An 11,828-nucleotide genomic window follows, 5' to 3' on the forward strand; every position below is an offset into this window, starting at 1 on the left:
CGGAAGGGGTCACTTAGGGTGAGTGGACTTATTCGCCCGCACCTTCTTCGCGGCGAAGAATTCTCGTTAGTAGTAAGCCACCACCAAAGAGTGACAGCAATCCGCTCGCGGCAAGGAATGAAATATACGAATCACTACCTGTCTGAACTAAACGCTCGGCGGTGGAAGGGTGTTCTTCAGGGCTTGGCGTGTCAAAAGTCCACTTCCTTGTGACGCCGTAGTCGTCGTCGTCAATGCTTGGGCCGGAAGGAACTTTGGTGATTCCCTTGTCAGGCTCTTCTACCGTTGGTTCTTCCGTGGTTGGAGGGGTCTTATCTTCAGGCTCTTCTACCGTTGGTTCTTCCGTTACCGGAGGTGTTTCCACCGAGCAGTCTGAAACCCCGTCATTTGGAAGCCTCAGAGGGCCTCGTTCGTCAGCGGGGCAGACAGCGGCAAAGTAGCGTTCAAGAAGGAATGGCATTTTTATGTAGCCGGTTTCTTGGTCAACTATTAGGTCCGCGTCACCAACCACGACTGAACCCTGAGGACTCTTGACATAAACAGCGAAGTCGTTGAAGTTCACGCCGAGCCGGAAGTCACGGGTTTTCGTTGACTTCCACTCGCCCGGAACGCCGGTTGGTTCCCACCCCTCACCAATAACTTCGTATGAGACCCCCGGATTGGAAGCATCAAGCTGAAGGTAAGCGGAGGCTGTCAGCAAGCCTTCGGGAGTGATGCTGTCACTCTCGAAACGGATGTCCGGGTGAGCTATGCGAATCTCTGAAGGCTCGTAAGTGAGCCACCATGTGTGGGTCTTCTGACCGGTCTCGAAAATATAGCCTTCGTCTGCGACCGCATCAATCCTGAAGAGCGAATATTTCATTCCGGTTGGAGTATAATCCGTGGAGTGCTCTACGAGCTTCCATGTGAAGTCGAGTTCTTCCTGCGGGAACTCAATATCGTCTTGAGTGAACCCATGAACTGACGGAGCTGAGGGGCGAGGAATCGGCGTCAGCATAGCTTCGCTTGGGTATGAACCTTCAAGCGTGAAGAATATTTCGGTTTCGCCGTTCTCGAAAATGAAGCCGTCAAGAGGCGTGGCCGTCACAAAAAAGGTATATGAGATTTCACCGTGGCGAGCTGAAGAGAGAGAATTCGTGAGTGTGTAGCTGACACCCTCACTCTCAGGGAAGACAACTTCAGCACCTCGTGGCCCCTCAATTACTGACGGTTCTTGAGCGAAGGTGACGGTCAGTTCAGGTGACTCTACAGCATCTTGAACAACCTCTTCCGCACCCTCGGGTTCAACGGTGGTCTCTTCCACGACGGCGGGTTCGGCGGGTGGTGGCGTGTCTAAAGCAAAAGCTGTTGTGACCGGTGTGCTGACAAGCAGAGCCGTCAAAGTTAGAGCTGTGGTGGATGTAGTGATGAATTTCATGGGGTTCCTTCTTTCTAGGTATTTACTGAGCGTTTGGCTCACCGTAAATATCGGCTAATCGAAGGGATTTGAGCATCTTAATTTCAGACACAAAACCACCCCATTACTCAGTAGTGAGTAATGGGGTGGTTTAAGAGCGGGGCTGAAGGTGATTTAACCCGTGAGGACGAAAAGCACCCGAGCCACCACGGCGAGAGCCAAGGGGACGGAGAAACAGAAGACTACGAACCACCGAAGCGGCGTTCCACCAAGACTTTCGCTCAAGACGAAAAAATCCCCACCATGTTGACGGTGAGTGAAAATTGTTTTCCCGCCGCTAAGGGTTAAAAAAATACCGAGCGAGAAGGCAACCGGCCCGGCAAGAAAAGGAAAAAAGAACAACCCAACTACCGCGACTGTCGCCACAATGAGAAAACCAAGTGAACGGAGGGAGTCACCTTTCCACACGGTGAAAAGATGATTCCAAAGCCCAATGAGGCTGACGGCGTAAATAGCGACAATGATGAGGGCGGCGGCCGCCGGGCCGGGAGCTGTTCCACCTGTCATAAGCTCAGGCGGGGCGATTAAAAGAACAACACCCCCGAGCCACAGAGCGAGAGTTAGGAAAATTCGAGCGGCGGGAAAAAATATGAAAAGCGTGGAGAGGGCCACAAAAATACCAAGAAGAACAAAAAGAATAAACGGGGTGTTCACTTTAGGGGTGACACTCAGAACAATAAGAGTCGGGCCGAGAGCAATTGGGCCTAGATACCCGCCAAAAGCGGTCACAATCGCGGCAATCCGAGAGTCCGTCGTCGTGAGACCAAAGACTTCGGCTTCAGCCTCACGACGAAGAGTAATCCTTAAAGGAAGCGTTCCACCCACGGTGAGGGCGGCGAGCGAATGGCTCACTTCATGGACGATAGTCTCTACAACCTCAGGGAGACGCCTGAGTCGAGCGTTAAAAACTACTGCTGCTACGGCGAGGATGCCAAAAAGAGCATAAAGGATGACGGTAATAGGGGTGCTTAGTTCAAGATTCATGTGGGGTCCTTCAGTATGAATTGAGGGGCCTGAATGGACACCTCATATAGAGGTATCGGTTCGTTTCGGGTGAACCAAGCAGAATTAATGGAGGGGACGGAGATTTCTCTCACATCCCTTCACCAATCGAACCTGAAGGGTCAACGCCTACGGGCGAAAAGACCTCCACGTTTCTGAGTTCGCTCTTCTTGAAGCTGAGCCTTCAATTTCTCTACTTCGAGCTTCAACGCTTCAACAGCCTGTTCCGCCTTCTGAAGCGGTGAGAGTTCCAACGTGGATACTTTCTCAGCCGAGAGCCACCCGAGCTGAATCAAGACCACCACCGGGATACTCCACCCTGAGGATGTAATTTCGACGCCGAGCTGTTCAAGACGCGTTCGGTTGTAGCGGAAGCGACCTTCCGAGAAACCGGTTGCGGTCGCGGCTTGGGCGAGCGAGAGGGAAAGATTTTCAGTGGTGAGAGCAGTGACAGTCATGAGCGGGTTCCTTTCAGAAGAGGAGAGTCCTTTGTAGGGGGTGGGTGTAGTTTCTCCCGGACCACCGACACTCACATAAGGCATCGTTTTGCCTCCCATTGCTAAACCTTATGCCTCCAAAGTCTCACAATGAGGCCGCAAACGCCCCCTAACGCCACTCTCAGGGGGTTTTGCGGCACGTATGGACCATTGGGTGCCCTAGATGATTTAATGCCCTCAGATGCGATTTTTTCTCATTTTTGCTGACAGAAGCATTTTTAACCCCTCCCCTACAAAAACACCCCTCAGCCTGAGGACTCATGAACAGGCGTTGAACCCCTCCCCTTCAGAATCAACGTATCGACGGAATTAGAGGGGACGAAAACGGAGAAGCTCTCTCATTTCTCGTCCCCTTAATTCCGTATACAAAATCAACGGAATTACAGTCGGGACAAATTGGCCGATAACTAAGGTGACCGTCACTCGGCGGTCACTACAGAAAGGAACACAAATGTGTCGGTCAAAACAGCAGGGTGGACAAAGATGCCTCCCGCACTTGAAAGAAAAGCTCGGCCCCGCAGAGAGAAAAAGCGAGAGAGCGGTAGCCATGCTTGAACGAATCGAGCAGCAGCTTATGGACGACTCTTCACTCTCACCTCGCCAAAAGGAGAGGCTCGAAGAGAAGAAACAGGAAGCCAAAGCTTCGGTTGAGGGAGCACAATCATGGCTCAAAGAGCTGAAGAACCTGATAGAAGTGCGGGAAGCAGTTAAAGCAGAAAGGGAGCAGCGAGCAGCAGACAAACTCCAAGAAAAGGCTGACGCAGTTCAGGAGAGAGAAGAACACGGGCGGCGGAAAGCAGCGAACAGCGGTCAGACAAAACGCCCGTCACAGCGACTCGCCCTTACGGAGCTTGAGCTTGGCGACCTGAAGGCAGAAGCGAAAGCATCAGGCATGACGGCTACCGCATTCGTGGCGGGGCTGTTTAGCTCACCCCCTTCATACCGAAACGTCAGAGCTGAAGACGAAAACGCGGGGCTATACAACCTCACAAGCGGTGAAGGTAGCGGAAAAGTGGGCAGAAAACCGGTGAGTAATAGAGCTTCCGTCGAGAACTCTCCAAATATCTCAATGCGGGGAGAAGCTCTACTTCGAGCTGAAGCGGAGGCGAGAGTCTTCAAGCTCAGCCTCAGCGACCTCATCCGGAAAAGAATCATGAGGCAGGACCCCCGCGAACGCGGGCGTCACCTCGGAAAAATCTCTCAAGAAATAGCGGTGGCGGAATTCATCCAAAGCGAGAAAGCGTTAAAGAATGAAGCGACTGTTGAAGACATCGAAGCACACTACGAAGCTCTCATTCAGGAGGAGATGGAGGTCCTTCGCCAAGAGAAATGAGGCCCTCTTGTCTCAACACAGAAGAACCCCTACACCTAAAGTTACAAGGTGTAGGGGTTCTTCTTTATGAGGCAGCTACTTCTCGACGGTCGAGAGTAGCTTCACGGCATCGAGCACGACAGCCTCAGAAACCACTAAATCTCGCAGCTCGGCGTCGTTGAGTTCACTCGCGGCCTTCAGCAGCTGAAGCGTCTCACTCAAATTCTCGACCTCCGGAAGAGCGATAGGGTCAGGATGCGGCCCTGTGCCTTGAGGGGCTTGTGCGAAGACGGCGTGAACAGCAGCAACGCCCGCAAATTCTTTCGCTGAAGCGGAAATTATTTCAAGCGATATTAGGTGGTCACCTTCTGAAGTAAGGTCCACACCGTCTACCTGAAATTCCTTCGACGCGTTTTCGACCGTCGAGTTGAGGTCAGCGAACGCTTCAGAGCCTTCGACTATCACCATGCGACACTCAGGGTTGCCCCACGAAACGCTCTCGCCGCCTCCCGCTACCTGTGTGTGTGAGGTTTTCAGAGCATACAGGCTTTCAAGAGACGGAGAGGAGGTGAGGTAAGTCATTCCATCTCCCTTCAAGCACGCGAACCGAGGAGCGTTCGTGAAGTCTTGGCGGACGGTGATGAGAGCTTCGATAGGTTTTTCTTCCACAACGGCGGGTTCGGCGGGTGGTGGCGTGACTTGTGCCGGGGTTGGAAGAGTTCTTAAAGCTAAAAAGAGAGCCAAAATGGTCAGAAGAAAAACGACAGCTACGGCGAAGAGAAGTCTCTTAATTGAAGTTTTCCTTGGCTCGCCCGGTGCGGAGTTTGGCGGCAGAGGCGGGAAATTAGGTGTTGGGGCAGTCATGAGAGGGTTCCTTTTCGATAGAGATGATTGCCTCTCAAAGAGAGAGGCAACCGTAAATATCGGCACTTCCTCGTGAGGCGGGTGAAAGCGGGCGGGGCACCCTCTTCGCCTTAGAGCAGCCCGGTCGAGAAAGCCTCTACTTTTGTCCCTACGCATTTCCGTATAAATCACTTGAGACAAAAAGAACCCCCTCTCAAGATGCTGTCAGACCTTGAGAGGGGGTTCTTTATACCGAAGGACGGAGAAGCTCTATAGCGTCTCCACCCTTCAATATCGGCATTATTTGGGGGTGCGGGACTTCAGTATTTCCTCCGCGAGAAAATGAAGCTCATGGAAGTTGTCGCTCGCTACACGCTCAAGAAGCTCACGTGGGCACCTCGGATTCTCCAAGACCGCTTCAAGGACTGTCATGAAAGAAGTTGAGTAACCCAAGTAGCGAAGAGCGTCTTTGGAAGCGGTCGGACTCTCAGCTATTTCAAGCTGTTCTATGAGGTCGAGTTGATGGATTGGTTTAGTCATTCTCCTACCCTCACGCCGCTTCGCCGTAGGCTTCAAGCACCGAAGCAATTTCCGGTGAAATATGGGAACGGAGGCCAAGCGTTTGCTCCTCCGTGAGAGTCCACCCCTCAGGAAGAGTGAATCGCCCATCCTCAATCAGCAGTTCAAGAAGTTCGCAGAAGCGAGGGTGCTCGGCTATGTAGTGGAGCACGGATTTATCTCTCCGGTCTGAAAGCTCTCTCTCGGCCACCACCTTTAGGGCGGCGAGGCCACAGTTGGAGTGTCTCACAATGACTCGGCTAGCGGTGACGCCTTCAAGCCTTTGAGCTATAACGGTGAGGGCACCTTGCGGGGTTCTCTCGTTTGTGAGCAGGTGGAAGAACGTGAAAATACTTGTGTCCTCACGCTTAGCGAGGGTGAGCAGGTTCACTTCGTCGGTTTTCCGTGAGCGGGCGATTAGCATCTCTTGAGCCTCAGTCAAAGCTTGAAGAGGGTGAAGTCTCCATTCAGGAAGAGCGAGAGCCTCCTCGACCGTTCTTGGTTCCACCGTTTGGTAGCCGGTGTAGCCTTCACTTCCGCATTCCTCAGAATCCCACTCAACAATCGTTGAGAGTTCTTGAGGGGTGAAGTTCGGGGTGATGATGTTTCTCATTGTGTCTCCTTCGAGGTAGTAATTAACCGCCGCTTTTCTGAGAGCGGAAAGCGGCTTAATTAATACCTAACGGGGCGTCTCAGAAAGAGGCACAAAGAAGGACTTTTTAGGTTTTCGGGTGTATTTGTCCCCACATATTTCCGTATAAATCAAGTGAGACAAAACACAAAACCGCCCCACTCAATTGTTCAAGTGGGGCGGCGGGGAAGCCTAGATTATGTGAGGGGTTTAATCTATGCCTCTTCTACGCTTGTGGCTCAGCATAAAACGATTCAATTACAGCGTCGTAACATTCGCACTCGCCTCCGCATTCATCGAGTTCACTATGAAGCCATTTGTCAAGATTCTCGACGAGATACTCGCTCAAAGCATTAGAAATTAACCTGTCATTCTCGACACCCTCAGCGAGGAGCTGGGTGGTGGTCTGAATTCCTTGAGTCATATGGGTAGAGTTTGGGTGGATGCCGAGGTCATACATGGCATTTGGTGAAAGGTCACTTCTCTTCGCGATAGCTTCCCGAATAGCCTTACTCTCGGGTGTGTAAGGGGCGGCGGTCTTGAGAAGATACTTCAAGGACTCATTTGGAAAGGTTTCGTCTGAAATCTTCAGCAAGAAAGTTTCTGAAGAGCAAAGGTCCCCCCTTCGTAAGAACGCCTCTACCGAGGTCGGAGCGTAGCCTACCTCTTCGAGGAGTTGGAATGCGAAGAAGAGGTCGATGGTTTCATCGCTGAGCATTTCGTTTATTGTCATTGTGTTTTCCTTTGGTATTTAGTTTTGGTGGACTCCTCTCGATTCGATTGGTTGTCTGTTATATATCTAACGGCGTGTCTCACTACGAGACACAAAAACGTTCTTTTGAGGTTTTCGGGACAAAGATACGGCTTCACTCAATCGTCGAGCGGAGCCTCTCCCGCGAAGGGCTTCACCGAACGATGGAATTGAAGATGAAATCGAACGCTTCCTCACTCAAATCGAGGTAGTCGAAATATCCACTCCTTGCTTCAATCTCACCCCAAATTGCCTCTACAGCGTCTTCATGAACCTCTTCATCACCACGGCAGTCCACGCCCTCCTCCTCGTGCTCCTCACAGCCACAGCTTCCGCTTTCCCACTCACCCAAGATGTAGTAGTAATAATCGTGAAACGCATATTCAACGACGAAGTAGGGGGGATTTTCAGCCGAGTCCAAGCCAAGCTCAACTTCCTTCAGCATCACAAATACAGCTTCACAGACAACCTCACGAGGCAGCTTGTAAAGAACGTCGAGGGTATCAAAGTATGAGTATGAGAACGGGTCAATGTATTCTCTTTTTACTGTGGCGATGAGGTCGCGAACGGCTTTATTAGTTGTTAATGCTTTCAATTTTTTCCTTTTCTATTTCTGTGTGTATGAACTCCCTTCGCTCGGGATTTCGGATTTGAGGGGCCGGTTTGACCCTTCTATTTCATAGTGACAGGTTTCGAGAATCCTCACGTTAAAACAGCGTTTTTGAGGCCTTTCGAGAAAACGCTTTTTCCAAGAACCGCAGAATCATGCGGTTTTGTCTCGGATTTGTCCCTAGCGTTTATACGGAATTGAGGCCGGGACGGAAGCGGAGAAGAGAACGACCGGGCCGCGAAGAAGCTCCATCGCGGCTCTATAGCCCACTAACGCGTGAGCGGTGTAGAAGTTCAATCCTCTACACCGCTCACGCGTTCGGGGTTAGGCGTCTGTTGGTTGAACCCATCCCACGATTTCGACCCCTTCGGGCCATGCCCACAAGTCAGGCATAAAGTTCAATAAGTCCAAGGCGTTGGCGGCTTCAAGGTTTGGAGTTACCCCGCAGCGGAGGAGCATGCTCATGAGGGCGTTGTGGTAGTCCGGCCTTTTCTGTGCCGCAGCTCGGACAGCTTCAGATTCATCAAGGGAGAGAGCGACAAGAACGTCCGCATCTAAAGCGGGCCGGGCAGCGACAGTCAGTCGCACGTCAACGCTTCGGTCTTGAGCGAGGAGCAGGAGGTTTTCACGAGTCAGCCCCGCGTTCCCGGCGAGCATCATCATCACTTCAGGTTCATCACCGATGAGAGCGTTTTGTTGTTCGCTCGTGAGAGTGGCTTGAGCGGCTGCTTCGATGCGGTCTTCAAGGTTGGTCGAGCTAATAAGAGTATTCATGATGGGATTCCATCCCTGTGCGTGTAACGGGTTGCTCATTATAGGCATCCACCACCGACACTCAACCTTCGAGTGTTCTCGCTTGAACGCACCTGTCTACCCATGGGGAGCAATCGTCTTCGGGGTGGTCGCATTCGCCAAGCCCGTTTTCGAGTCGCCATAGTCGGTCCATAGTTTCCGGGGTGGCGAGGTTTTCCGGCAGGTGCGGGCGAGAAGAAGGCATCGCACCTGTGAGGGCGTGGTGGGTGAGGAACGCTGTCGCTTGGTCGGCTTCGGTTTCACCATAGCGGGTCACCGTTTCGAGCATGTAGGTGGAGGCGTGAGCTGAGGCGAGGGCGGCTTCCCGCACTGTTTCGTCTTCATCACTCATGAGCGGGTAGAGCGTTTCAGTATCTCGTGAGCATGTCGCTACACGAAGCCTCACAGCGGGGAAATCGTGTTGTGCGAGAGCTTGTTGAGTTTCTCTGCTGACGACGGGGTTTCTGAGGGCGGTTTCAATAAGCTCAAGAAGGGCCGGGGGGTATTCGTCTTCATTGAGCTTTGTAGTCCACACGCCACTGTTTCGGAGAACATTGTCGAGTGCTTCGGGAGAAGACGCTTCACGAGCATAGGCCGTGTGTGGGTGTAAGTCCGAAGCCATATTCATCCCGTTTCTGTCCTCAAACGTTTCCGTATATTTCTTTCAGAATACTGAAGCGGCCAAGAATCTGTGTGTTCTTAGCCGCTTCAGTTTCAGTTCTTGGCGGGGCTACCCGGCGAAGGTTGAAAGGGTGCCGTCATCATAAAGCTCAATACGCTGCGTAACCCCGGAAGGGTCACGCACCTCGTAAAAATCCTTCGTCACGGTGAGGCTCGGAAGCTCGGCATCTGAAGAGGTATAACTCAGCACCTCACCCCCAAAGGCGGCATACACCGAAGCGTAGTGAGAGGTGTCGATGTCTGACACAGACTCATATCCCCAAGCGGGAGAGGTATCGACCGGGATAGGTGTGGTGGTGAGTAGAGCAGTGGTGAGTAGAGCAGTGGTGAGTGTGAACATAATTCTTCCTTTCTGTTGTGAGATGGGTTCATCACTCTTAGTTATCGGTCGCTCACTTTGAGATTTGCGATTTGGTGACGCTCGCGTTCTACCGGTTTGTGTTGGGACGCTTCCACACCCCCATACATAGGGCGGAACTCGACAGGAAACCGCTCACAGATTCAGGCAGGAACGTTTCAGGCAGACAGGAACTTGTCGCGGACAGGAACTCGAACGCGAACCGAAGGGAAGCGTGAAGAGTGGATGGTCGTGGCGAGTGGATGGTCGGCTGAAACGTGGATGCTCGAATCGGTGAGCGGTGGACGGTCGAGTGGAGTCTCATGTATGGGGGTGTGGAAGCCTGGGTATGTAGACTTTTCACCTTTTCCTTTCGACCTTTTGAGCACATCTCTTAAGAGCGTTGAAGACCGGGTGGAAGTAGTTGCTGAAACGTGGGTTGAGTGAGGGTAGAGGGGTATAAGCATGAGGGTGGAATCTCAGAGTGAGAGTTAAAAATATCCGTTAGGAATACCAAGAACCCCCTGAGGCTGACTGGCGAAGGTCGCTGGGGGTTCTTGAGGGAAGGTTTCAGCGTTAGATGCGGAGTGAGGACTCGGCCTGGCTGACGATGCGTCTCAGGTCATCCTGTGAGCGGTGGCGGTAGACGTTGTGGGCACTCACGGTCGAGTGACCAAGGATGAGTTTCGCGTCTTCCACCGATGTTCCCTGTTTTGCGAGGTAGGTGGCACAGATATGTCGGGTCGCGTGTTGTGGGAGTGTTTCAGGAATGAGTTCTTTCTTCTGTTTGCCAAGAAGAGCATTGGTGTTGCGGAGAAGAGCATGCCAAGCGGCGTTGTCACTCTTTTGAGTGGTGGGACGCCCGGTCTTTGTGGGGAACACGAGGACCCCCATCTTGTCCACGCCTTTTTGGATGTAGGGCTGTGGAATGAAGGATGCCTGTTTCCGGAGCGTTTTGAGCTGTTTGAGGTGAGCTTTCGCTATGAGGGTTAAGGCTGGTGGGAGCGGGATGATTCTCACGCCGCCGTGTTTTGAGCGGCTGGTCTTTGTGGAGTCATCAATGAAGTATTTCCCGGTGCGGAGTTTTTGTGGGCAGCGGTGAGCGAATTTCTCCCCGCATGGGAACACTCGTGCTTCACCCTTCTCACCACAGCCGTGAAGATGCCGGTCGAGAGCGAGGACTTGTTGAACGACGACTTTGCCGGTGCCGTTTCGGTCGAACACGAAACAGTCGTCGGTCAGCCCGAGGACCTCTGACTGGCGAAGGCCAAGCTGTGTGGCAAGAAGCCACCTGAGTTCTTCTTGAGTGGTGGGACAGGTCGAGCGAAGATGCTCGATAAGAAAATTCCCCCATTCGGCTTTGACGTCGAGTTCTTTATGGATGAGGCGTGGAGTTTCGAGGTCTTCGACGGGATTACTCGTGACAATTTCTTGAGCCTTCGCATACTTGAAGAGCAGGCTCAGGAGGTTTTTGACGCTTCTGATGGTTTTCGCCCCGAGCGTGGGAAGGGTAGCGAGGTAAGCCTCGTATTCCATTCCTGCGTGTTTGGCTCGCTCTTTCATCCGAACCTTCCCCACGCGTCCAAGGGAAGCGGGAGTATTCGGGAGGGTGTCGTTTAAGAGCTTCGTGAGGACTCGCACCGTGACTTGCTTCACAGGGATATGGCCAAGATGCGGACCGATATGGCTGTTGATGATGCCGACGTAGGCGTCGAGGGTGGATTGGGCGAGGGTGCCCGTTCGCACTTTGGTGAGGCGGTCTTTCTTCCACATGTCTACGAGTTCGAGCATGGTGATGGATTGGGCTTGGAGTTCTGGGTCTCGGATTTCTTCGTCGAGGCGTCGTTGAAGTGAAGGGTCCGACCATCCTTGTGAGGCGACGAATTCGGCGTAGGCGAAGTTTCGTCGCACGAGGGCTAAGTCAGCGGTCTTCCCGTATTTGACGATGGATTTGACGGGTTTTTGGGTGACGGGGTGTCGGACTGTGATGGATGCGGCCCATCCAATGGTGCTGCCGTCTGCTCGTTTTCGGAGGTAGACGCTTCCTTCTCCGTCGCGGCGGCGTTTAGGTCCGCGATGTAGGGGTGTTGATTCCATTGGGGAGTTCCTTGGGATGGGCGAAAAGTATAGTTAGTTATATAGTTACAGGCTTCCGACTGGGATGGAAGTGCTGGGTGGTGGTTGGGTGCGAAATTGTTGATTTCATCAGGGATTTAGATACGAAAAAGCCCCCTACCGAAGTAGGGGGCTTTTTGCTGAGCGGAGGGTAGGAGATTTGAACTCCTGAGACGGGATCACCGCCTGCTTGTTTTCAAGACAAGTTCCTTCGGCCGCTCGGACAACCCTCCGCGAACGAGC

12 protein-coding genes and 1 tRNA gene are annotated in these 11,828 nt (G+C 52.6%); 1 reads left to right on the plus strand and 12 read right to left on the minus strand.

Annotation, left to right across the window (positions count from 1 at the left end):
- Positions 1-28: 28 nt before the first annotated feature.
- From ICM05_RS05325 to ICM05_RS05335, 3 genes are all read right to left on the minus strand, one after another.
- Complete coding sequence (locus ICM05_RS05325; protein ID WP_188023554.1) at positions 29-1,417, minus strand: hypothetical protein; 1,389 nt, start codon at positions 1,415-1,417, stop codon at positions 29-31.
- A gap of 153 nt (positions 1,418-1,570) precedes the next feature.
- Entirely contained in the window at positions 1,571-2,440 is an 870-nt protein-coding gene (locus ICM05_RS05330; protein WP_188023555.1) for a M50 family metallopeptidase, read from the minus strand.
- Between the two features lie 140 nt (positions 2,441-2,580).
- On the minus strand, positions 2,581-2,916 hold the full coding sequence (locus ICM05_RS05335) for a hypothetical protein (protein WP_188023556.1): 336 nt from the start codon (positions 2,914-2,916) through the stop codon (positions 2,581-2,583).
- A gap of 535 nt (positions 2,917-3,451) precedes the next feature.
- Between ICM05_RS05335 and ICM05_RS05340 the strand changes: the two genes are divergently transcribed.
- The gene (locus ICM05_RS05340; protein WP_188023557.1) at positions 3,452-4,288 is read left to right on the plus strand and encodes a hypothetical protein; all 837 of its coding nucleotides are present in this window, start codon (positions 3,452-3,454) and stop codon (positions 4,286-4,288) included.
- 75 nt (positions 4,289-4,363) lie between these two features.
- Here the strand turns inward: ICM05_RS05340 and ICM05_RS05345 are convergent, their stop codons facing one another.
- The 9 genes from ICM05_RS05345 to ICM05_RS05385 form a co-directional block, all read right to left on the minus strand.
- Positions 4,364-5,131, minus strand: a complete 768-nt coding sequence (locus ICM05_RS05345) for a hypothetical protein (RefSeq protein ID WP_188023558.1) — start codon at positions 5,129-5,131, stop codon at positions 4,364-4,366.
- A 529-nt stretch (positions 5,132-5,660) separates the two neighbouring features.
- On the minus strand, positions 5,661-6,281 hold the full coding sequence (locus tag ICM05_RS05350; RefSeq protein WP_188023559.1) for a hypothetical protein: 621 nt from the start codon (positions 6,279-6,281) through the stop codon (positions 5,661-5,663).
- Between the two features lie 244 nt (positions 6,282-6,525).
- Positions 6,526-7,032, minus strand: a complete 507-nt coding sequence (locus ICM05_RS05355; RefSeq protein WP_188023560.1) for a hypothetical protein — start codon at positions 7,030-7,032, stop codon at positions 6,526-6,528.
- Between the two features lie 172 nt (positions 7,033-7,204).
- Entirely contained in the window at positions 7,205-7,645 is a 441-nt protein-coding gene (locus tag ICM05_RS05360) for a hypothetical protein (RefSeq protein ID WP_188023561.1), read from the minus strand.
- A gap of 339 nt (positions 7,646-7,984) precedes the next feature.
- A complete protein-coding gene (locus ICM05_RS05365) occupies positions 7,985-8,434 on the minus strand; it encodes a hypothetical protein (protein ID WP_188023562.1) in 450 nt (149 codons plus the stop codon).
- 61 nt (positions 8,435-8,495) lie between these two features.
- Complete coding sequence (locus ICM05_RS05370) at positions 8,496-9,080, minus strand: hypothetical protein (RefSeq protein ID WP_188023563.1); 585 nt, start codon at positions 9,078-9,080, stop codon at positions 8,496-8,498.
- 102 nt (positions 9,081-9,182) lie between these two features.
- Positions 9,183-9,473, minus strand: a complete 291-nt coding sequence (locus ICM05_RS05375; protein ID WP_188023564.1) for a hypothetical protein — start codon at positions 9,471-9,473, stop codon at positions 9,183-9,185.
- Between the two features lie 573 nt (positions 9,474-10,046).
- Entirely contained in the window at positions 10,047-11,567 is a 1,521-nt protein-coding gene (locus ICM05_RS05380; RefSeq protein ID WP_188023565.1) for a site-specific integrase, read from the minus strand.
- A gap of 163 nt (positions 11,568-11,730) precedes the next feature.
- Positions 11,731-11,818: transfer RNA gene (locus ICM05_RS05385), tRNA-Ser, on the minus strand.
- Between the last annotated feature and the right edge of the window lie 10 nt (positions 11,819-11,828).

The organism is Leucobacter sp. cx-42 (assembly GCF_014529985.1).
GTDB lineage: Bacteria > Actinomycetota > Actinomycetes > Actinomycetales > Microbacteriaceae > Leucobacter.

Excerpts from the sequence above, each read along its gene's own strand:
- ICM05_RS05370 (WP_188023563.1), bottom strand. The coding sequence starts at position 9,080 with ATGAATATGGCTTCGGACTTACACCCACACACGGCCTATGCTCGTGAA.
- ICM05_RS05355 (WP_188023560.1), bottom strand. The coding sequence starts at position 7,032 with ATGACAATAAACGAAATGCTCAGCGATGAAACCATCGACCTCTTCTTC.
- ICM05_RS05345 (WP_188023558.1), bottom strand. The coding sequence starts at position 5,131 with ATGACTGCCCCAACACCTAATTTCCCGCCTCTGCCGCCAAACTCCGCA.
- ICM05_RS05350 (WP_188023559.1), bottom strand. The coding sequence starts at position 6,281 with ATGAGAAACATCATCACCCCGAACTTCACCCCTCAAGAACTCTCAACG.
- ICM05_RS05325 (WP_188023554.1), bottom strand. The coding sequence starts at position 1,417 with ATGAAATTCATCACTACATCCACCACAGCTCTAACTTTGACGGCTCTG.
- ICM05_RS05330 (WP_188023555.1), bottom strand. The coding sequence starts at position 2,440 with ATGAATCTTGAACTAAGCACCCCTATTACCGTCATCCTTTATGCTCTT.
- ICM05_RS05335 (WP_188023556.1), bottom strand. The coding sequence starts at position 2,916 with ATGACTGTCACTGCTCTCACCACTGAAAATCTTTCCCTCTCGCTCGCC.
- ICM05_RS05380 (WP_188023565.1), bottom strand. The coding sequence starts at position 11,567 with ATGGAATCAACACCCCTACATCGCGGACCTAAACGCCGCCGCGACGGA.
- ICM05_RS05365 (WP_188023562.1), bottom strand. The coding sequence starts at position 8,434 with ATGAATACTCTTATTAGCTCGACCAACCTTGAAGACCGCATCGAAGCA.
- ICM05_RS05375 (WP_188023564.1), bottom strand. The coding sequence starts at position 9,473 with ATGTTCACACTCACCACTGCTCTACTCACCACTGCTCTACTCACCACC.